Annotated in this window: 16 protein-coding genes; 5 read left to right on the top strand and 11 right to left on the bottom strand. The window is 38.9% G+C overall.

All coding sequences use genetic code 11. The features are described from left to right. Positions 1 to 20 precede the first annotated feature (20 nt). Positions 21 to 1,073 carry a FecR family protein gene (locus tag C3K47_RS05305; RefSeq protein WP_103788072.1) on the bottom strand — a complete coding sequence of 351 codons (1,053 nt, stop codon included), beginning with the start codon at positions 1,071 to 1,073 and terminating at the stop codon, positions 21 to 23. 140 nt (positions 1,074 to 1,213) lie between these two features. Between C3K47_RS05305 and C3K47_RS05300 the strand changes: the two genes are divergently transcribed. Beyond that, on the top strand, positions 1,214 to 1,429 hold the full coding sequence (locus tag C3K47_RS05300; RefSeq protein WP_103788071.1) for a hypothetical protein: 216 nt from the start codon (positions 1,214 to 1,216) through the stop codon (positions 1,427 to 1,429). 63 nt (positions 1,430 to 1,492) lie between these two features. On the opposite strand, the gene C3K47_RS05295 is transcribed toward C3K47_RS05300, so the two are convergent. The 10 genes from C3K47_RS05295 to C3K47_RS05250 form a co-directional block, all read right to left on the bottom strand. After that, on the bottom strand, positions 1,493 to 1,744 hold the full coding sequence (locus tag C3K47_RS05295; RefSeq protein WP_103788070.1) for a hypothetical protein: 252 nt from the start codon (positions 1,742 to 1,744) through the stop codon (positions 1,493 to 1,495). 378 nt (positions 1,745 to 2,122) lie between these two features. Further along, positions 2,123 to 2,635, bottom strand: a complete 513-nt coding sequence (locus tag C3K47_RS05290; protein ID WP_103788069.1) for a hypothetical protein — start codon at positions 2,633 to 2,635, stop codon at positions 2,123 to 2,125. A 262-nt stretch (positions 2,636 to 2,897) separates the two neighbouring features. Next, entirely contained in the window at positions 2,898 to 4,226 is a 1,329-nt protein-coding gene (locus tag C3K47_RS05285) for a MutS-related protein (RefSeq protein WP_103788068.1), read from the bottom strand. After that, positions 4,207 to 5,562 (bottom strand): MutS-related protein, encoded by a 1,356-nt coding sequence (locus tag C3K47_RS05280; RefSeq protein ID WP_243392494.1) that lies wholly within the window; start codon positions 5,560 to 5,562, stop codon positions 4,207 to 4,209. Before C3K47_RS05280 ends, C3K47_RS05285 begins: the two co-directional genes overlap by 20 nt. Before the next feature lie 3 nt (positions 5,563 to 5,565). Next, on the bottom strand, positions 5,566 to 7,866 hold the full coding sequence (locus C3K47_RS05275; protein ID WP_103788067.1) for a Gldg family protein: 2,301 nt from the start codon (positions 7,864 to 7,866) through the stop codon (positions 5,566 to 5,568). Positions 7,867 to 7,868: 2 nt separating this feature from the next. After that, positions 7,869 to 8,801 carry an ABC transporter ATP-binding protein gene (locus C3K47_RS05270; RefSeq protein WP_103788066.1) on the bottom strand — a complete coding sequence of 311 codons (933 nt, stop codon included), beginning with the start codon at positions 8,799 to 8,801 and terminating at the stop codon, positions 7,869 to 7,871. Between the two features lie 113 nt (positions 8,802 to 8,914). Next, complete coding sequence (locus tag C3K47_RS05265; RefSeq protein WP_103788065.1) at positions 8,915 to 10,306, bottom strand: RagB/SusD family nutrient uptake outer membrane protein; 1,392 nt, start codon at positions 10,304 to 10,306, stop codon at positions 8,915 to 8,917. 20 nt (positions 10,307 to 10,326) lie between these two features. After that, positions 10,327 to 13,659, bottom strand: coding sequence for a SusC/RagA family TonB-linked outer membrane protein (locus tag C3K47_RS05260; RefSeq protein WP_103788064.1), 3,333 nt, complete (start codon positions 13,657 to 13,659; stop codon positions 10,327 to 10,329). 236 nt (positions 13,660 to 13,895) lie between these two features. Further along, positions 13,896 to 15,041: a FecR family protein gene (locus C3K47_RS05255; protein ID WP_103788063.1), complete on the bottom strand. Its 1,146-nt coding sequence runs from the start codon at positions 15,039 to 15,041 to the stop codon at positions 13,896 to 13,898. A 79-nt stretch (positions 15,042 to 15,120) separates the two neighbouring features. Next, on the bottom strand, positions 15,121 to 15,711 hold the full coding sequence (locus tag C3K47_RS05250) for an RNA polymerase sigma-70 factor (RefSeq protein ID WP_243392493.1): 591 nt from the start codon (positions 15,709 to 15,711) through the stop codon (positions 15,121 to 15,123). Positions 15,712 to 16,539: 828 nt separating this feature from the next. Here C3K47_RS05250 and C3K47_RS05245 point away from each other — a divergent pair. The 4 genes from C3K47_RS05245 (at position 16,540) to C3K47_RS05230 (ending at position 23,439) form a co-directional block, all read left to right on the top strand. Next, a complete protein-coding gene (locus tag C3K47_RS05245) occupies positions 16,540 to 17,130 on the top strand; it encodes an RNA polymerase sigma factor (RefSeq protein ID WP_103788062.1) in 591 nt (196 codons plus the stop codon). A gap of 102 nt (positions 17,131 to 17,232) precedes the next feature. Beyond that, entirely contained in the window at positions 17,233 to 18,417 is a 1,185-nt protein-coding gene (locus C3K47_RS05240; protein ID WP_103788061.1) for a FecR family protein, read from the top strand. 346 nt (positions 18,418 to 18,763) lie between these two features. Continuing rightward, positions 18,764 to 22,006 (top strand): SusC/RagA family TonB-linked outer membrane protein, encoded by a 3,243-nt coding sequence (locus tag C3K47_RS05235; RefSeq protein ID WP_207765238.1) that lies wholly within the window; start codon positions 18,764 to 18,766, stop codon positions 22,004 to 22,006. Between the two features lie 17 nt (positions 22,007 to 22,023). Further along, positions 22,024 to 23,439 (top strand): RagB/SusD family nutrient uptake outer membrane protein, encoded by a 1,416-nt coding sequence (locus C3K47_RS05230; RefSeq protein WP_207765237.1) that lies wholly within the window; start codon positions 22,024 to 22,026, stop codon positions 23,437 to 23,439. Positions 23,440 to 23,445 lie beyond the last annotated feature (6 nt).

The raw sequence follows: 23,445 nt of genomic DNA, 5'->3' as shown, positions 1-23,445 counted from the left end.
TATATAAGTTAGGTTAGTTTTTATTTTTCAAATTTTAGGTTGACTTGATTCTTAGAGATGGTATAGGTGAAATGATTGGAAAAACCGATGGCATCCAACACCTGCTCAAGTGACTCATTTTTAAATTCACCGGTAAACGCCACTTTATTTTCAGGTGTATTCTCAACCACCAAGTCAACATGATAGATATCGTTCAGCCTTGCCTTGATCTCATCCAGGTTCGCTTTAGAAAATACCAGTTTGCGTTGTAACCAGTTGTTAACCCTTTCGGAGTCAAACCTCGATTTAACCAATTCGAAACCCTTGTCAAAAGACACCTGCTCGCCTGGTTGCAGTTGAGTGCGTTGCACCTTATCGGCTTTAGCATATGATTCCACTTTTACCTTACCGGTTTGAAGCATTATTAGGCATTGGTGGGTAGACGCATAATTTTTTATTTTGAACGAAGTTCCAAGAGCAGTGGTAGTGGTTTTATTGGCAATAACTACAAATGGTTTGCTTTTATCGTGGCTTACTTCAAAAAACGCTTCTCCATTTAGCCATAAAACACGGTCTTCCTGGTTATAGTTATCGGCAATTTTCAGTGTTGATAACCCATTTAGCACAACCGTACTTCCATCGGCCAAAACAATAGATTTACGTTCGTTTGAATTGGTTTGTGCAATCGTTTTAAAATTGCTGAAGTCCTGCTGAACCGACAACAGGTAAGGCGAACGATCCCTGGTTTGAAGAATAGCAAAAATTCCGATCAACAATAAAATGGTCGCTGCTACCGAAAACCAGGTAAAGCTTCGCATTTTTGTCCGAGCGATGACCTTTACCGACTCGGCCACGTCTTCCATTGACTCAATACGGATCTTAAGCTGGTTCAGGGCCCGTTGCTTTTCCGGCTTATTGGCAACTGAAAGCATTGCATAAAACTTTTTTGCTTCTGTTATTTTATCAGCAATCTCCGGCACTTCCTTTTCTATGGAAGTCCATAACTCAATATCAGCTTCCACTGTACCCGCACAGTAGTTGATAAAGCTTTCATCTGTTAAAAGATCTTCCACGGTATATTTCGAATGATCCATAGTTACGTCCTAATGGTGTTTAACTATTAGTGTAAAGTGTCATTCATTTTTACCAATCATTTTTAAAATATTTTTTTAAGTAGAAATATTGCCGTTCAACTGGGTTAGAATTTCAATTTAATTATGATAGTTTTGCCGGCATGGATGAATACCAGATTCCTTTTACAGGGAATAAAATTTACAAAGCCAAGTCGACTCAAATGAACCTTTACCGTATTACACGCGACAATCAATTAATAGGATTTATCCGCTGGGAAAATGGAGGTTGGATGCTGGAAGAAAACGCGAAGGAAGAATTAACGGCTGAAAACGTTCAACTTATAGGCGAAAAGATCGACAGGCTTAAAAGGAGATAATCGTTCTGATAGGAGTTGGTCATTTCTCTTTTAATATTAGGGGTTATTTGATTTATACTTTTATTATACCTCCAAGTGCGTTAACATTCTGATGGCTACGGCTACAGTTTGATAGCATTCGTGGCGCGATAGTGACTTATTTTTATTATTGGCTTCCCTGAGCAACTCCCCTGCTTCCTCGGACACCAAGGCGGCTTGATGAATTATATCATTAGGAAATTGAGGATGCTTTTGTTTTGCCCATTTATAGTGATTAAGTACATTATTTAGCACTGTAGCAATTTCTTTAGGTACTTCAATTGTTATGGTCTCCATTTTATATAGATAAATTAATTAGTTTTCATGTTCTATTAATACCTGGTTCGACTAAAAGTTCTTTATTGCAATTGAGAAGCAGCCGGCTCCAAAGAAATGCACAGTAACTGTAGCCTATACTATTCGGGGCAATTTGTTAAAAGTTTTAAATTATGCTGTTTTTGCTTTTAGCTTTCTATCTATTACCGAAAAAGCCTGAACGCGGATTTTAAATACCAAAGGATGTACCGATTTTTCACCAAACCTATCAAATCGAATTGATTACCAAATAATTAACAACCTTTACAAACTCCATTGATTTCAATAAAAAGAGCCTAAACAATTGCTTAGGCTCCTTTTCTTTTTATAACAATATTGAACTGCTAAAAGCAGCACTATTTACATATACTTCATCGCTTCGTACCCTAAAAGTCGGCGCCATAAAGCAATTTGACCAATACAATACGATTCTCGATGGGTCATGAACGTGATCAGGTCATAATAAGGCATACTCATTTCGGGCATTTCAAACAGGCTGTCAAGCTTCTCAGTGCTTATATTCTCAAGCAACGATTTTAAAACAGGGCTTATCGCATCCCAATCATTTTTATAGTCGGCTAATGCTGGATATGCAGTATTTTCTTGAATACCCTTGTGATCCTTAAACAGTTCATAAGAAGCTGTTTTCCTTATCTTCTCAACTGAAGCAGGATCAAATAACTTAGCCAATTCATATCGTTCATTCACCAAACTTCCGGCTAACCAGGCAACATGATTGGCCTTGGTGCCCAATCGATTTTGAGCATCCTCTTCAGAAATATCCACAAGAACACTGTGATAAAACTTTGTATGCATATCATGTAAGGTGATGAGCGCATACATTCTGCTGTCCTTTACTGTTAAAGTTTCCATGGTTGATTTTTTACAGGTGGTTATCAAATGATACCTTAAAAATACGTCTATTAAACTTTATAAAAAGGTGCAAATTGGACAACAAAGCGGCGGATTACGACATCTGGGGTTTCATGAATTATCAATGGCAAATGCCCATCATTAAAAAATGACAGGCATTTTGCATACACCAAAATTGATTAACCCCAATTGAGGATCCTCCACTTTCTTAAGTGCATATACTTTGAAATCGATTTTAATGGTTAGTATTTTTGATCCAGGATCATTTCGATCCATCAATAATCTCTAAAATCCGCTCATTCTCTATAATCATCATTCCCTGCCTGTCATTAGTGATTCCATCTTTCAATTGATAAGTATACCTTGGAACCAATCCATCCATCACCGTTGGTTGATACTTAAATTGGATATTTTCACAACGTTCCTTCAATGCTTCCCCCACTTCAATAATATGCGTAGAAATCACAAACAAGCAATTCGTATAAGCTGCAAAAGCTTCTGAAACAGCCAAAGTTGCATCATAAGCATCCTTTACATTGGTACCTTTAAATAACTCATCAAAAAGCACCAATAAATTCTTGCGCTCGCTCACCTTTTGCGCTACTTCCTTTACCCTCAAAACCTCGGCATAGAAGTGGCTATACCCCATATTCAGGTTATCGGGCACATTAATAGAAGAGTAAATACCCTCCATCACCGAAAACTCAAAACTATCTGCAGCAAGTGGCATCCCTAAATGTGCAAGGTATATACTGGCACCTATCGTTTTCATCCAGGTTGATTTACCCGCCATATTTGCTCCTGTTAAAAAGAGCACATTCTCTTGCTGATTCAGTGAAATTGAATTGGCAATAGCTTTTTCAAGTACAGGGTGCTTTAATCCACTTGCTTTTAACAGACATTTAGTAGCAGGTAACGCCTTTGCATAGCCCATCCCTCGGGATCGTGCAACGTCAGACACTGCAATGTACATATCCAGCTCGTACAGCACTTCAAAAAGCAGTCTCATCTCTTTACACAAAGCGCTACGTAACAGGTAATTGTATCGTGCAATCTTTAAAACAGAAAGTTCTTCAATTCTTTTTTCCGTTAATAAGTTGATAATACGCTGATCTTTAAAAATCAACTTCGTTTTGTCCAGTTTATCTTGAAAAGGATGGTCCCCACTCTGCTTAAGTTGTCCGAAGAAAGTTGCAGCATCTTGCAGCAAGTCGACCATAGACTGTAAACCTTTAAGCAAAACACCATATTCTGCTGATTGGAGCACCATATTTCCTACCTTTTTCTGCAGGATACCTATTACTGATAAAATAAAATTACCTTCCTCACCTTCATTCAAATAACTTTCAGCTGCCTCTACATTTTCACGTTGAAAAGGAAAAACCAAGTGCTGCTGATGGAAATAGTTAAAAACAGAACTACGGTCATTGATTTGATCAGCATCTGACAGTGGTGTTTGGAATAAAGCCTCTAATAGCTTCTCTCCCCCTGATGTTTTGGTTTTATTGAACAGGCTATAAATCGAATTGGATTTATATTTCCCCAACAGATTCAGATCTTCTAAACTCTGTTTATCGGTTAAAAAACTCATAATTTAGCGTTTGGGGTTTATTCTTGTTCAATAGTTCCACGATCCCTTCATTGTTCACGATGATCATTCCATGCCGATCTTCTGTAATACCAGATTCTAGTCTGTAAGTGTAAACAGGTCGGCTCCCCTCCATTTTAGTTGGAAGATATACAAATTTGATATTGCTGCATTTTGCTTTCAAGGTTTCTCCGGCTTCCATAATATGGGTAGATACCACAAACATGCAGTTCCTTTTGCCAGCAAAAGCGGCTGTGATGGCCACTGTAGCCTCATAAGCATCTTTTACATTCGTTCCACGGAACAGCTCATCAATGATAATGAACAAGCTTTTGTTCTGGCCCAACTCCTGGGATATTTTTTTGATCCGTAATACCTCAGCATAGAAATGACTGATCCCCTTATTTAAGTTGTCTGGCAAATTGATACTGGTATAGATCCCATCTCTGACAGAAAATGACATCTTTTGAGCGGCTATAGGAAAGCCCATATGCGCGAGATACATAGCGATACCTAATGATTTCATCAAGGTAGACTTCCCCGCCATATTAGCGCCTGTTAAGAAGATGATATTTCCTTGTGGATCAATCTTCAGAGAATTGGCAATAGCACCTTTCACATGGGGATGGTAGACTCCTTCTAATACCACCTCTTGCTGATCGGCTGGCAAGGCTACGGGATAGCATAGGCCACGCTCTTTCGCCAATTTTGCAATGGATAAATAAGCATCTAATTGATAAATAGCATGGAGGCAAGTCCTTATACTACTTTGTTTACGAAAGCGCAACAACACATCATAAGCTGCAAGCGTTTCGTAAGGCAAACCCTTACCTTTCTTTTCTTTTAATAATCCCTCAAAATCAGCATCCAAAAGTAATTTCCTCATGGGGTCGACCTCCACATCAACCTGCCTGGAACTTTTATTTCCTAAAAAGATTTCCAGCGCTCCCAAAAGCTCCTGAATAGCCTTAACACCAGCATTAATATTTTTCAGATGTGGATCTTCAGCAATCAATCCTTTCAGTTTATCTGCAACCGAAGATACTTTTGGCTGCAACTTTGACCGCTCATCCGTATTTTCCAAATACTGTTCAATGACATCAAAAAGCTCGGTTTTAAAAGGAAACATAAGTCCGGAATCAGTATAATATTGCAATACAGCAACCCGATGATTAATCTTATCCACATCAGCCATCGGGTAGCGAAACATCTCTTGCATACAGGCTGATCCACCTCTGGTTTGCGTTTTATCAAACAAACTGAAGATAGATTCAGATCCCGGCTTCCCAAAAATGTTTAGGTCATTCAGGGTCTGTTGATCGGTTGTAAAATGCATCATTATTTATTTACGATTACGGCGAATCAACAGAATCGTTCCCGTCAAAAGAAGCAATCCTGGAATAACACCTAGTGAAGACCATTTAACTGCCGACACCCCATCACCAGTCATATTCAACTTATTATCAACCGGATCAGCCCAGCTCACTTCAATCGGAAACTTGCCATAACTAAACCAGCCTAAAAATCCTTGATAGAAATCAGCATTTCCAGTTCTTGGGAACCTTCTTCCTAATTCTATATTGCTCAGAAAATCAGCATCACCAGTAACTAAAATACGCTGTTCTTTTCCGTTTACCATTCTGGTCAAAGCCAAAGCTGTGGGAAAAGAATCCTTCACATCACCGGCCTGCGGATTATAAACCACATCTGCAGAATCAATCACCAATTTACCTTTCATGTTCCAACTTTCTGCTCCATCGGTACTCAGCAACGTTTGTATTTTAAAATCACCATTATCAGTGAAGTTTAAACCTGCTACACCTTTTGTACTAATTGCATCTTTCTCTTTATGCAGATTACCTATTCTTCTGCCAAAGTCAGCACCCAGAGAAGTCACATAAGATTTCACCTGATCTGCTGCGAAATCTTTATCGTCCTGCGCTAAAGTACCATCCATTATTTGCACACCTAAGCGCTTAAGGATAGGGTTTAATACTGATTGTTTTCCAGGTTCACCTGCTAATAGCAGATTACCGCCCTGCTCGATATATTGTTCAATTTTCTGAAGGACTTCTGGGGCAAACTCGCTACGAGGATCAGCAATCACCAATGCGGTTAATCCTTCCGGAATTGCCTCATCTTTTAAAGTCAGACTTTCTATATCAAAACCTTGGTTGATCAATGAAGCTCTTACATTAAGTTCACTAGTCGCCACCTTATAATGCCTATCGCCCAACTTATCGATACTACGCTCTTCTTCACCTTGTAAAAAGGCAATTCTAGGGGCTGGAACCATTAAGCGCTTTAATGCCGCAGCTGTTTCTACCTCCGTTGGCCAAAATACCATATCATTGAAGGTCCGAAGGAAAGTCGTCTTGCCTTTATATTTCACTTGCATTACCAAACGGTTCATCTCTCCAGATAGATCAACCATTTTCCTGATTTCCGCTGGTGTTTTAAACCTACCCAAATCAACCTTAAACACATTCGCTTGCTTTTGGGCGATTTGAGCTAATGTCATACCCGGATTCATAGTATATAAAGGTTCATATTGAACACTATCATAGTAATAAACATAATTCAGCTTGATGTTTGGATGAAACCTCATGTAGCGTTCCCATCGTGCTTTATCCTGATTCCTATTTCTTGGTGCCCCGGCAGAATAAGTATTATCTAACAAATTGATATAGGTAGTCACCTCCAAAGGTTCGTCACCAAGTTCATTTAGCGTTTGTTGTGCACTTTCGCTAATGGTATTCATTTTTGTATGCGTGGTATCCCAATAGCCGATATAACCCGGTATAGAAGTCATATAACCAATGGCTAAAACAATAGCTACCACAAAACTGTAGTTGGCAATGGATTTCGTCCAGGAAATAGATTTCCGATCTCCCAGAAGCTTAAGCCATGCAAAAGATAAAAACATGCCTGTGATCAATACGTAATACAAAACATCACGCGTGGTAATCAATCCTAAAATCATCTTTTCAGTACGACCAGATATCGACAAGTAAGCAGTTAAATCTCTGATAAAATCATAATCTTGCCATAGGGTACCAATAAATTTCATAAAGGCAAAAACTGCGAAAGTTGCAATAGCGGCAACAACCTGATAGCTGCTTAAGCAAGACATAAAAAGTCCAATTGCGGCGTAAGCACTCAACAATAGAAAAATCCCGAAAAGACCACTGAATATCATCCCTGCATCTATCCCTTCGATATGAACACACGCATAGGCTACAACAATGCTCAGCATCAGGATCATACAAAGATTAAAAATCAACATCGCCACATATTTACCTAGTACAATGCTCGAAAGCTTTACAGGTGAAGAATAAAGCAACTTGATGGCTCCGGAATTCATTTCCCGGCTGATCAGTCCCATGGTGATTAGAGGAATATACAGATATAGATTGCTCAATGCACCAGAGATGAAAATACCACCCATTTGCGGGTGGGTAAAGAAATTAAAAGTAAGGTTATTTAAATGTGCACCGAGATCTTGAGAAGTTACATAGGACTCCAATTTTCCAGTGTACACCATAGCAGTCTGAATGAGAAACAGGATCAGCAAAAACCAGGCAATAGGTGAATAAAATAAGGCACTAAGCTCTACACGGGCTATTCTTAATATTGTTTTCATTTCTAATTTGCTTTGGTATAATTGGATAATTGGGCAAAAATTTCATCTAATGAACCTTTGTCCGTATATATTTCTCGAAGACACCAATCCTGCTGTACACTCGTTTTAATGATTCTGTTGGTGATATCCGGATCCCCATCGAAATAGATTTTCATGCTACGCTCTGTCAGAAATTCCACATTTGTGACGCCTTCAATTTTCATGAATTCTTCCTGACTAGGTGGACGGTCCATTTCTGCGCGTACACTGTGTGGAGCGATGTAGTTATTAAATGCATCCATGGTATCTGCAAAAACTACTTTCCCTTGTTCAATCATACGGATATCCTTGCAAAGCACTTGTACTTCTGAAAGGATATGTGTAGAGAAAATAACAGCACGCTCTTCAGCAATCTCTTTGATTAAGGCCCGTACTTCAATAATTTGGTTTGGATCCAGCCCATTAGTTGGTTCATCAAGTACAACCAATTTAGGTGTATGAATAATGGCCTGTGCAATACCTACACGCTGTTGGTACCCACCCGAAAGATTCTTGATCAGGCGATTACTGAAATGAGCTACACCACAACGTTCTTTCGCTACTTCAACTGCAGACTTAATCTTCGATTTTTCAATTTGCCTTAGGTAAGCACAATGAATCAGGTATTCATCAACTGTTAGATCTTTATATAAAGGAGCTTGCTGAGGTAAAAAGCCTATTTCCCTTTTTGCGGCTTCAGGATCTTTTTTCAGATCAATGCCATTGATGATGACGTTACCTTCAGTTTGATTCAAAACGCCACACATGATATTCATAGTGGTAGACTTACCTGCTCCATTAGAACCCAGTAGCCCTAAGATCCCGGTTTTATTGATCTCAAAACTGATATCGCGGATCGCCCAAGAACTATTGTATCTATGTGAGAGGCCCTCCACAGAAATAATTGCGGTACTCATTCTTGTTTATTAATTAGGTTTGATTTTCTCCATTAGTCTTCGAGTGTCTTTAACAAAAAAACACTCGAAGACTTTAGGAGAGATTAAGAATATCTAAATTTTCTTTTAGGATTTTACTTCAGGAAAGGGTTTTTCGACGCCTCATCAGCAGGGATCGGAAAATAACGATCTGTAGGTTGCCATTGCTTTTCTGGGAAAGTCGCAAAATAAGCAGCGGCTCTACCCGTACGATTTAAGTCAAACCAACGGTGGCCCAATTCAAAACATAACTCCTTTTGACGCTCATTCATCACCAAATCCAATACTTGTGCTTGAGTATAGGTTATGCCGTTGCCTTTCAATGGGTCTACCTTTGCACGCAGTCGAATAAAGTCGATATTATCATTTGCTTCAGTTAGTTTCCCTTGATGAGCAAGCGCTTCTGCCAAAATCAGATATTGCTCACCTAATCTCAATAAGGTAAGGTGTTCTTTCTTCGGGGTGGTAAACGATCCATATACTTTATATTTATATAAATATTTATAAATTGTACCGTCTCTTGCAGGGTATGTATCAATCCAATTTTTACGTTCATCCTTTGGATCTGAGGTCAATACGCTCACCAGTTTTGGATTAATATAATAATCCGGCACATCATCATTATTCGACTCTAGGAATAAAACTCCTTCATAACAACTTACAGATTGACCAGTTTGGTAAGCCAATTGGAAAATAGCTTCTTTATTATTATTAGTAGTACTATTATTTAAAAACGCACTATTTACACTAGGTACTAAATTATATTGCGCAGTATGGCCTATTACTTCACTTGAATACTGCTCTGCCTCTTTCCAATGTTCTAAGTATAAATGTACACGGGCAAGTAAAGCTTTTGCAGCCCATTTATTGGCACGTATGCGTTCTGGAGAATTATAATCATCAGTTAAGGTAGCCTCAGCAAATTCTAAATCACTAATGATCGAGGCATACACATCCTCTACTTTACTTTTTGGCAGAGTTGCATTGGTTCTATAGTCTGAAGTAAGTGCCAATGGTACTTCTCCATAAATATTAACCAAATAAAAATAATGTAATGCCCTAAAAAACTTAACCTCAGCAATCAGGCGTTGCTTCACATCACTTGTTAGCTTATCGGCTTGTCCCAATTTCTCAATAAGTAGGTTACAATGATAAATGGTTTGATAAGGACCTGACCACATCAGACTCACATAAGAAAGATCTGCCCGCATATCGTTGTTCACAAAGGGCGTCAAAGTAGTAAGATTCGTTGGTAAAATTTCACCAGCAAGCATACCGGTTGTAAGCGTGGTAATCCCATTAAAATAATTTATACCACTCCCCATCGATTTTGAATACATGCCTACTGTTGCTGCTTCAGCTGTTTCTTTAGTACTAAATATATAATCTGAAGTCACTTTATCGGCTGGAATGTCAATTTCCAAAAATTTGCTGCAGCTAGACAAAGTAATGCTGCTTAAAGCAAGTATATATAATAATTTCTTCATATAAATCTATTTTACTCTAATTAAAATGTTAATTGAAGACCTGTAGATACCGTTCTAAGCGGCGGCGTTGACAGATAATTTTGTGTTTGAGGATCCCCAATTTCGTATGGTGAAATGGTTAATAAGTTTTGACCTGATACATACACTCTACAATTAGAGATCTTCAATTTATTTATTAACGATTTTGGTAAACTATAAGAAAGAGACACGTTATTTAAGCTGAGGTACGAAGCATCAGAATAAATACCATTTGACTTATTATAAGTAACCATATCAGCTGTAAGGCCGGTAGACAATTTAGCAAGATCTGCGATGTCACCTGGTTGTTCCCATATCTTTTCACTAACAACTGGCCTATTAGTAGGGTTGCTCGAACTGTTATACCAATAGTAGCGTTTATAATTCTGCCCGGTTGTTTTACGGAACAAGATGAAGAAATCTAAATTGAAGCCTTTATATCGGAAACTATTCTGCATACCTCCATAATATTTTGGATCAGTACTTCCAAAAACCTGATAATCCGATTCATTATATGACCCATCGTTGTTTTTATCTTCAAAAATATAAGATCCGGTTTCAGGGCTAACACCTAAAGATTTAACAGCATAAATTACATTTAGCGGTTGTCCAACTACATATTTTGAAAAATAGGATGAACTTGCCAAACCAGGGAATGAAGCCAGTTTATTTTTCGGAATAGTGATATTAATATCTGTACTCCATGAGAAATCACCTTTTTCTATGTTACGAGTGTTAAGCGTGAATTCAAAGCCTGAATTGATCACTTTAGCTGGTAAATTGGCTAATACGTAAGTAAACCCTGTTGTTTGAGGTAATTGATATGACACCAATTGATCAGAACTACTATTTCTGTAGTAAACAGAAGAAAACATGATCCTATCTTTTAGGAAAGATAAATCCAGTCCGTATTCACTCTTGAAGGTCGATTCCCAATGGTAGTCAGGATTGAACAGTTTTGATGGATAAAGAAATGATGACCCCCAATTGATATTTGTGAAAGACTGAATACCCCATGTATCCAAATAATTATAATCAGAAATTTTATCATTACCTGTTGAACCAAAACTTGTTCTTAGCTTACCGAAACTTAGCCATGATTTGGTATCTTCCATGAATTTCTCATTGGTAAAAATCCATCCCGCTCCTATCGCTCCAAAATTTGCGAATTGCTTGCCTGGTCCAAATCGACTTGATCCATCCCTACGTCCAGTTAAATTCACCAGGTAAGTATCGTTGTAGTTGTAATTCAATCTTCCAAATAATGCAGAATAACGATACTCTGAATTACCTTCTGAAGGTTTTCCAAAAAATGGCGCATTGTTAATAGAAGACATATAGGCGTCGCTAGTAAACCCGTTTCCATTCATGCGGTTATATTTACTTTCAGTGTTTTGTAAAGTTCCACCAATTAAACCGTTAAAACGTCCACCAAATATTTCCTTAGTGTATTCCAGTTGAGGTTCCACTGTCCAACTCTTGTTAGCTGTGGTACCTATATTAATTGCTCTATTGTTTAATCCTCCTGGCTTAAATGCAGTAGAATAAGCAACCTGTCTTTGATTATTTGTATTGATGTTATAACCTGCATTAGCCGATATTTTGAAATTATCGTTTATTTTATAGATCGGCTGCACATTTGCATACATGACTTGCCCGTTGGAGGTTGTCCTGTTGTTATAAGCACCTAAAGGATTGTTAAAGCTATAGCCCCCTTCAGCCCATGAAAGTGTGCCGTCATCATTATAAAGTTTTAAATTAGGAGGTAAATTAATAAGCTCAGAAAGATCCACACTGGTCAGGTTACTTGATGTTTGAGCATAGTTTGCTGAGAAATTAACAAGGAACTTTTCATTTAAACTTGATTGCGAAACATTGAAACCTACGTTAAAACGTTTATCGCGGGTGTCATTAGAAAGTACGGTATTGCTCCAGTTGTTTCCGGCACTTAGCGCGAACTTTGTTAATTTCGAACCTCCGTTCAATGATAATTGTGTATTGTAACTTTCCGCTACACCACCAGTTAACTCTTTAGCATAATTGTAATAACGACTGGGATCCCATTTTCTAAGATCAAAAGCATTAGCATCTGTCATCGTGATCTTATCATTTTCAAATGCTTTTGTGCGGGCAGCTATATATTGCTCTGTATTCATCATCTGCACTGGATTAGCTACCGATGAAACACCATAATTTGTATTTAGGGTAACAGACAATTTGCCTTCAGTTCCTTTTTTTGTGGTAATTAATATAACGCCATTGGCACCACGAGATCCGTAAATTGCAGTCGCATCAGCATCTTTTAACACTTCAATACTAGCTATATCCTGAGGATTAATTCCATTAAAAGGACTGATACCAGCTTGTACAGCGCTTAAAAGCTGGGTAGATCCGGCATAAGCAATATTGTTATACAAACTCGAATTTCCAGCACCATAAGGAACCCCGTCAATTACAAACAAAGGTTCATCACTGGTTATGCTTTTATCTATAGCAGTTCTTCCTCTAATTTGAATATTAATAGCCCCACCTGGCAAACCGTTAGTTTGCGTTACCAACATACCTGAAACCCTTCCTTGAAGAGCTGCTAAAGGATTTGAAACTGGCTGTCTCTCAATTTCAGTAGCACTGACCTTAACAATGTTTCCTGTGTTTAAACGCTTCGAAGTTGTACCATAACCCTGAACAATTATTTCGTCTAAGCTATTAATAGCAGGCCTTAAAGCAAATACGGCTGGATTTGGGATTTGGGAAACTTTGGTCTCATAACTCTGGTACCCTATAAAAGTGATCACCAATATACCGTCTTCTGGTACACCCTGTAATACAAACTCTCCATCACTATTGGTCATCCCTTCCAATTTTGTGCCTTTTATTTTCACAGTTGCTCCTGGTAAAGGCATACCCCCTTCATTCACCACCTTACCAGAAACTGAGATGTTGGACAAAATTTGCATCACTTTGTCCATAAAGGAAGGCGCTTTTTGTTTAATGATCACCGTCTTACTATCTATTGTATAAGTAAGAGGTTGTTCACTGAAGATCAAATCTAATACAGTTTCTATATTTCCATCTTTAACGCTAACGGTTACTGGTTTCGCTGTACTAAGCACTTTATCATTGTACACAAAATCATAGCCCGTTTGTTGCCTCAAGCTTTTAATGATCGCTTTTAAAGGAGTATTCGATCTGGATAAACTGATTTTTTGTGCGAAGCCAGCTGCGCTGACCTGCATCAGGGATGCTATTAATAGTACGGTGGTTAGTCGCATAATTAGCAATAGTTTACGGCGTAGCCTATTAGGCTTACCAAGTCGTGTTAGAATATCGTACATTTGTTGTCTTGTTTGGTGCAGTATGCCTCTACTTTCCACGGAACAGGCAACTGCGGTTTACACAGTTTATAATTTTATTATGTCTGTTGCCAGACTACAACCAGATCTTTCCAAGTTCTGGTTGTCTTTTTTATATTCTAACTTTTCTTTCGTAACATTTTTTCCATAGCTTTTAATTTAAATTAGGTTTAAGGTTGATAATTCATAGTTGTTATTCAATAAGGAAAATGAGTAGCTTATTTACTGACATAAATTTTTCTACCCTCAATTTTGAAATGTACGCCTCCGGATGACTCAAGAATGCGCAATACACCCGACACCTGATCAAACCTTGATACCGTGCCACTATAAAGGTCTTCCGGTATTGGTCCGTTATAGATGACCTCGACATCATACCACCTTGCCACCATTCGCATTATCTCGGTAATCTGCTGACTATCAAAAACAAACTTGTTATATTTCCAGGCTACGGCCAGTTCAGCATCAACAGCCTGAACATTTAATTTTCCGTTTTGAGAAACGGCCTGTTCTCCAGGGCTCAAAATTTCACTGATATTATCCGAAGTCAACTTAATACTTCCTTCCAATAAAGTGGTTTTGCGAACCGGTTCATCTGCATAAGCATTCATATTGAAATGGGTTCCCAATACTTCCACTTCCTGATTGCCAGACGATACGACAAATGGATGTGCTTTATCTTTGGCAACTTCAAAGTAACCTTCACCGGTAAGTGTAACCGTTCGTTTACCATTTTGAAGCAGGTTAGTTGCATAGGTTAAACTTGAACCAGCATTTAACCAAACGGCCGTTCCATCAGGCAAACGCACCTGATAGGTTTCACCGTTGGCAGTATTTATCGTGTTTATTTTATTTTCATCAGGAGTATTTTTGATTTCATATACCAATTGGCCATCTGCAGCTTTTGTAATGATCACGCCCGCTTCATTTGCCAACTCACCATTAATTGCTTCCGACAATCTGATCTTTTTCCCGTTTGATAAAGTCAACGTAGCTCCTTGCTTACCTGGAGCAACGTCATTTTTAGCATAATTGGGATTCTTCATTCCCTCTGGCTGAGGAGATGTTCTAAAAAACCAAATACCAATTGCTATGATTGCTACAGCAGCAGCAGATGCCACCGTAATACGAGACCAAAGATTTACAACCTTTGCACTTTTAGGTTTGCCAGACACCTCTGCAATATGAGCCAGAATAAATTCCCTGCTAGCTTCTTTCCTAATCCACATATCATCAGGGGTTACCTCATCAGAAGAACTGGCAGCTTTAGTAAGGTACCATCTTTCCAACAGGTTAAGCTCCTGCTGGGTACAGGTTCCTGCTTCGTATTTGATTAATAATGTTATAATTTCTTGTTCTGTCATGTCACACTATTTCGGCATTTAAGAGTATGACAATTGAAAACACAACAATGACTACAACACCATCAAATATTTTTTATAATTAATGAAAACAATTTAAAATGATCACCGAAACAGCATATTGCAATTCTTTATTCTTGCGAAGTCTAAGCAATGCCCGCTGAATTTGTGTGCTAACGGTATGTTCAGATATACCAAGTTTTTCAGCAATCTCTTTGTGCGAAAGATGAGCTTTTCGACTAAGGTTAAAAACTTCCTTCATTTTATGAGGCATGAAGTCAATTTCACGCTCTATTATTGCAGCCAATTCCTTCAAATGAATATGCTCATCTGCTACATCTATCATTTCATCAGCAAATGCTGCAATCTCAATCAGATAATTGTCTTTTAATTTATTTCGTTTAATAGCATTAAATACCCGGTTACGCACAGCAGTATATAAGAAACCCGAAAGGGAAGTATTGATATCCAGATCTTCTGATTTTTCAAAAAGCCAAATAAAAAGATCCTGAACAAGATCCTGTGCAGCATCTTCATCTCTAAGCATTCTGTTTGCATGAAGATATAGTGGAGTCCAATAACGATCGTAAATTTCATTAAATGCCTGCTGATCTGCCTTTTTTAATAAAGAAAATAGTTCCTGATCAGTAAATGTGTTATAAGCAACCATCATGTCATTCCTTAATAAATTATCACCCCTTTTGTCGGTAGTTATAAACGCTACAGCTATTTCTAATTTTCTGCAATCTTATATATTTATTCTGAAACTTTCATACATACACTCATAACTAAAATCGATTTAAATGGCAAAAGCCCGTCATTAAAAACGACAGGCATTTTGCACAGACCAAAATTGATTATATGAGAAGTTTAATCGTTGGTTTTTATGCAGCTAAGATTCAAAAGAGTCATTATGGCCCGCCGTTTTGATTTCCCGCACGCAAAAGCAAATAGTTTCGTACAATGCCAAAATAAAGTTTCCTCTCAACAGCGAATGAGAAGGGTTAGACACACGAACTATCTAGTATTAAGTCGTATCATACTCGACGCATACTAGACGCATACTAGACGTATACTAGACGTATACTAGACGCATACTAGACGTATACTCGACGCATATACCTTATTGACCCGTCCTTGACCCGTCCTGAAATAACTATACAGATTAGTGAATAAATCCTGGATTAACTATACACTGGATGTTGTTAATCCTAATTAACCTATACAGGCTGTTTTTCGAAGTTACTTTTTTTAGTGTTAGGTCTCCATCGTTTTTTTAATGTTTGCTGATGTAAGTGTGCTTGCCCCATCATTAAAATTGACAAGCATTTTGCGCACACCAAAAAATAATGATATGAGAAGTTTAATAGCTGGTTTTAACAATGAACGGTTATTAACATAAAACATATCTCATTAAGCGGAAAATTCCACATCAAACAGTCATTCCAAATTATTCGGGAAATATATTTATCATTGTGTTCAAACAGGCGCAAACGATTAGATGACAATAAATTCCCCTGAAGACCAAAAGCAATTACAGGCTAGAATAGCTATTGGGGATCAGCAAGCATTTACCTTATTTTATAATGCCTATTACCCGGTAATCTATGGATTTGCTCGCCATTTGCTTCGTTCTGATGAATTAGCAGTAGATATTGTTCAGGAAAGCATGCTCCATGTCTGGCGATTAGGGACCAAACTTGAAACTGTCAATCATCTGGAAAGCTATATCAAAACCTTTGCAAAAAGAAGGGCAATTGATATGCTTCGCCGTCGTGCTGTAGAACAAAAGGCCGAAAAAACATTAGGCGGAAACTGGAAAGAAGAGCATAATGACACCGAAGAAGGAATTTTGCTAAGAGAAGGCCGAAAAATATTACAAGATGGTATTTGTTCTCTTCCTCCCCAACAACGTTTAGTTTATGAACTTTGTCAACAAGAGGGACTTAAATATGAAGAAGCCGCCCAACGACTGGGTATTTCTGCCGGCACAGTAAAAACTCACCTGAAACTTGCCATGAGATTCTTGCGGGAATACATTAAAAATCATAGCGATTTAGCTCCCTTGCTCATTATTTTCAAATTATTTTAATTTTTTTCAATTTCCATTACCCCGTTTCCTAATCCTGCACGACTTACTACAAAAGGGATATTAAATTGTTGTGACGTCCACATCAATTTTAAAACTGGAAAAATGGATCAGGATAGATTATCATATTTATTTGAGCGTTACCAGGCCGGACAGCTTTCGGAACAAGAACAGAAGGTTTGGTTGGAAGTATTAACTGACCCCAAACATCAGGAGGCCATTAATGAACTTGCCGAAGGTATTTTTGATCGACCCGATTTATTAAAATACCGGATGGAGGATGCTAAGGCAAAAGAGGTACTGGATCATATTCTGCTCCAGCCTCAGTTTTCTTCAACCCAAACTTATGTATTGTGGAAACGACTTGCGGGCGTTGCCGCCGCCATAACCTTTATTGCATTTGGGCTATACTTCTATAAATCTCAGGATCACAAACAGGGTGTTGAAACTGCAAAACATGTAAATGATATAGCGCCTGGAAAAATGGGCGCTACCTTAACGTTAGCAAGTGGAAAGAAAATTAAACTGAGCGATGCTCCTAATGGAGAAATTGCCAAAGAGTCAGGAATCAGCATTTCTAAAACTGCCGATGGACAGGTTATATATAAAGTAAATGCAACTCCTGCTGAGCTGAATAAGATCAATACATTATCCACAGCAAAAAGCGAAACCTATAGTTTAACCCTCCCCGATCAATCCAAAGTATGGTTGAATGCCGAATCGAGTCTTACCTACACCACCAATCTTCTAGAGAATGGAATACGACGGGTTAAGCTTTCGGGAGAAGCTTATTTCGAAATTGCCAAGGATAAAACACACCCTTTCATAGTGGAAAGTGATGGCCAGGAAGTTAAAGTATTAGGAACTCATTTCAATATTAACAGCTATGCCAACGAACCGGAGACTAAAACCACATTGCTGGAAGGAAGTGTTGCCGTTTCAACTTCGGAAGGAACAAAGCAGACTTTAAAACCTGGAGAACAGTCAACACTAAATCGTTCAGGCAAAATATCAGTGGAAACAGTAGATGTTGATTACGCTGTGGCCTGGAAAGAAGGTTATTTTCAGTTCGAGAATGAAAATTTAGAAAGCATCATGCGCAAAATTTCCAGATGGTATGATGTGGAAGTTGAATATAAAGACAATAAACTGAAAGAGCTGGTATTTGTAGGAACCGTGTCTAAGTACAAAAATGTATCACAGGTGCTGAAAAAACTAGAACTAACAAACGCCCTTCAATTTAAAATTGAGCAGAAAAGGATCATAATTAGTTTCCGCAACAAAAAGTAGGCATTCTTGAAAATCGATAATCAACCCTAAAATAGATAAACCATTAAACTCAATGTATGATTAAAGGAAAAATGTAAGTAAAAAAACGGAGTTAATAAGAGAAAGATCCGGAACGCTACCAACGTCCCAGATCCTTTGCTGATTTAACTAAAAAAGATTTTAACAAAATTTTCGAGTAACTGTGTGATGCTGCCAATCTGAAAAATAACAAGCACACACTTAAACCAGAATTATCCAAATGTATAAAATTTACACACAATTTTTATGTTGGCTTGCCCAACGTATGCTGTTGAACTTGAATTTGGTAGTACACCGAATCAGTGACGCAGACAGAAGAAAATGGATTATGAGAGCTAAACTCACTACTGTTTTATTAATTGCGGCAATGATGCAGGTAAGCGCTATGACGTTTGCCCAGCGGATTACCCTAAAACAAAACAATGTTTCATTAAGGCAAGTATTCAAAGAAATCAAGAAACAAACTGGTTATGATGTTCTTTATCAGAAGGAAACACTGAAGGATTCAAAACGTATTAATGTGCAGTTTTCGAATACCGCATTAAAAGAAGTGATAGAAAGATGTCTTGCCGGACAAAATCTTGATTTCACCATTGATGAGACAACTATTGTTATTAAAGAAAAGGAGCAATCCTCTTCCGTAGAGAATAGCATCTCCAATCTACTGCAGATAAGTGTTTCAGGTAAAGTGGTAGATGAAAACGGACTTGGCCTTCAAGGGGCTGTAGTAAAGGTAAAAGGAAGCTCAATATCAACAACAACCTCTATCAATGGAGATTTTACCCTGGCAAATATTGATGAAGGGGCCATTATACAAATTTCCTTTATTGGTTATATAACCCGCGAACGCAAGGCCGTTACGCAGTTAGGCACGATCAAAATGGAATTGGTGGTTGGCAAATTGAATGAAGTAACTGTCAATGCAGGGTATTATTCGGTTAAAGAAAGCGAACGTACTGGGAGTATTTCTAAAATCAACGCTAAGGATATTGAGAAACAACCTGTTTCAAATGTTCTTGCCACAATGCAAGGGCGTATGGCAGGAGTCGATATCATCCAGGATTCAGGAACACCCGGAAGCGGCTTTCAGATAAAAATACGGGGTCTCAACAGCCTACGGGAAGACGGCAATGAACCGCTCTACATTATCGATGGTGTGCCTTATTCTTCGGAAGTCATTGGATACTACAATACGACAAGTGGAATACCAACACCTACGAGTCCGTTGAACAGCATCAATCCCAATGATATTGAAAGCATAGAAGTCCTCAAAGATGCCGATGCAACCGCTATCTACGGTTCGCGCGGTGCCAATGGGGTAGTGCTGATTACCACCAAAAAAGGTAAGGCAGGAAAAACGAGCGTAACTGCTTCCGCATCTTCAGGAATTGGGAAAGTCACCAAAATGATCGATCTGATGGATACCCAGCAGTATTTGGAAATGAGAAGACAGGGTTTTGCCAATGACGGTGTTACCAACTATCCCGATTGGGCATATGATATTAATGGAACTTGGGATCAAAATCGTTATACCGATTGGCAAAAGGAACTTTTGGGTGGAACTGCTGTAATTGCCAATATGCAGGCGTCGGTATCAGGCGGTTCCGATTTAACCCAATATCTGATCAATGGTACCTACCACACTGAAACAACGGTACTCCCCGGTGATTTTGAGTATGATAAAGCAGCTGTACACTTTAGCATGAACCACAGGAGTGAGGATAATAAATTCAAACTCACTTTTTCAACAGGCTATACAGCCCAAGACAATTTACAACCAGAAACCGATATAAGCCGCACGGCTCGAAATCTGGCTCCAAATGCCCCTGCCCTGTATGACACCAATGGTAATCTTAATTTTGAAAACAGTACCTTCCAAAATCCATTGGCAGCGCTTCGTGGCATCAGTACTGCAAAAACTAATGATCTTATTGCCAATACTGTGCTGAGTTATCTGATGGCTCCAGATTGGGAACTCAAAGCCAATTTAGGGCTAACAGATATAAAGAATGCAGAACAGCGCCTCTTGCCATCGACTATGTATGATCCTGCCTATCATCTTGGAAGCAGCTACTCGGCGATGTTTTCCAACAATACCCAGAGAAAATCCTGGATTGTGGAACCGCAGCTTCGCTGGAGCCATAATTTCGGAATCAGTACAATTGATGTTCTGGTGGGTGGTACCGCGCAACAGCAAACTAGTTCACGGCTGTACCAGTTTGGGTTTGGTTTTGCCAGCAACAGCCAGATTACAGACATAGCCTCGGCCACGCAAAAATCCATTTATGTAAGTGATGAAACCCTATATAAATACCAAGCCTTTTTTGGAAGGCTCAATTACAATTGGGATCAAAAATACATTGTGAACGTAACGGGAAGAAGGGATGGTTCTAGCCGATTTGGCCCAGGTAAGCAGTTTGCAACATTTGGGGCTGTAGGCGCCGCCTGGCTATTCTCGAAAGAAAGTTTCCTAAAAGATAATGCAGTGCTGAGTTTTGGAAAGCTTCGGGCCAGCTACGGCAGTTCCGGCAGTGACCAAATAGGAGATTACCAGTATTTGGATACCTATATTTCCTCTGGTCTAAACTACAATGGTGCCATAGGTTTAGATCCCACTCGACTGTACAATCCGGATTTTAGTTGGGAAACCAATCGAAAACTGGAGACAGCAATAGAAATGGGGTTCTTCAGGGATCGCATATTTTTTACAGCCGCTTGGTATCGGAATCGGTCTTCCAATCAACTGGTAGGGATTCCTTTGCCAGGGACAACAGGATTTAGTTCTATTAACGCTAATTTAAATGCCACCGTTCAAAATATGGGGCTGGAATTTACACTGCGTACTCTAAATTTTGACCGCAACAGTTTTAAATGGACAACCAACTTTAATATATCGGCTCCCAAAAACAAACTACTGGCTTTTCCGGGACTCGAAGGCTCGACCTATTTCAACCGTTATGTTATCGGGGAATCGACAAGCATTGTAAAGACATATCAGTTAAAAGGGGTCAATCCACAAACGGGACTATATGAGGTGGAAGACTTCAATAAAGACGGTATGATTACCTCACTGGGAGACAAAAAGGTCATTATGGATCTTACACCGCAGTACTTTGGAGGTTTGGAAAATCAGTTTCAATACAAAAACTGGCAATTAAATTTTCTTTTCCAGTTTGTAAAACAAAAGAATTACATATATACTCCAAACGTTCCCGGTGGTAGTTTCTTCAATCAGAGTTCGGACATGACTAATGCATGGCAGCATGAAGGAGACCAGGTTCCTTTTCAGATGAATACATCGGGCGAAAATGGGGCAGCTGTAAATGCCTATTACAATTATTTGGACAGCAATGCCCCTATTGTGGATGCGTCCTACATTCGGTTAAAAAATATTGCGGTAAGCTATGACCTGCAGCTGCATGCCATCAAAGGGGTTCACTGTAAGCTGTCATTATTGGGACAGAATGTGTTAACATTTACCCCATACAAAGGGGGAGATCCAGAATTTAAATATACCGCATACCTGCCCCCTCTAAAAACAATTACCGCTGGCTTACAGCTTACGTTTTAACCTTAACAAATCTAGCCATGTTAAATACAACTATTTTAAAAAAATTACTTCATAAAAGTGTTAAAGAGATGAATAATAAAAGCTGTTTCCTGCTAATATTATGTCTGACACTTGGTGCCTGCGATAGCTTTGTGAAAGTGGATCTTCCCGCTTCGCAATTGTCGGCCAAAACCGTATTTGAAGATGCGGGAACGGCCAAAGCGGCTATGGCCGGATTGTATGCCAAAATGAGAGATGGCGGCTTGTTAACTGGAAATTTAAACGGTGTTTCCTGTAATCTTGGCCTCTACGCCGATGAATTTGATTACTACTACCAATATTCTGTCAGTAATTTTTATACCAATTCGCTATTTCCTGGTGAACTTGGGGTAAACGATACCTGGAATAGGAGTTACAATCAAATTTATAGTGCCAATGCGATTCTTGAAGGTTTGGACAATTCAACTACCATCGCAGCGGCGGACAAAAAACAGTTACAGGGGGAAGCCCTTTTTATAAGAGCCCTGCTTCATTTTTATCTAGTGAATCTCTATGGCGAGATTCCCTATATCAACACAACAGATCATCTACTGAACAGCAAAGTTTCACGAATGCCTGCCGATAAAATCTATAGCCTGATTGTAATGGACCTGAATAAAGCTGTTGAATTACTATCGGAGGATTATGTTTCATCTGAGCGCATTATTCCCAACCGCAGTACTGCCACAGCGTTTTTAGCACGGGTTTATTTGTATATGGGATTATATCCTGAAGCCTCGAATGCCTCCTCGGCAGTGATCAATAATCCACTGTATGTTTGGCAAACGGATTTGGATAAAATCTTTCTTAAAGAAAGCAGCACTACGATCTGGCAATTTATGCCAAACACCTCCGACAGCAATACTGCCGAAGGGAGCATATACATATTTACTTCAGGTCCGCCACCCATCGTGGGGATTAGGCCTGACTTGGTGAATTCTTTTGAAGTGGGAGATCAAAGAAAGACCCATTGGACTAAGGCGGTAACAGATGGGATCACGACTTGGTACCATGCCTTTAAATACAAACAGCAATCCACCACCCCGAGCTCTGTTGAGTATTCCATAGTGTTTCGTTTGGCAGAACAATACCTAATTCGCGCCGAAGCCAGAGCGTATCAAGGCAATCTAAGTGGAGCCAAAGAAGATTTAAACCTCATTCGAACTACAGCAGGACTTTCCAATACTACTGCGATTACTTTTGATGAGATTATAAATGATATTCTAAAACAACGTCGTTTTGAACTGTTCACAGAATTTGGACAGCGGTTTTTTGATTTGAAACGAACCGGAAAACTAGACGTGGTGCTATCTGCCTCCAAGCCGGGATGGAATACCACCGATAGTTTGTGGCCATTGCCTGCCCTTGAATTGAACTCCAATCCAAACTTGAATCCACAAAATCCGGGATATTAAAATCAT

The sequence above is a fragment of the Solitalea longa genome, from assembly GCF_002920915.1.
Lineage (GTDB): Bacteria > Bacteroidota > Bacteroidia > Sphingobacteriales > Sphingobacteriaceae > Solitalea > Solitalea longa.
The sequence above is the reverse complement of the archived record's forward strand: the minus strand, read 5'-3'. Positions and strand labels throughout refer to the sequence as shown.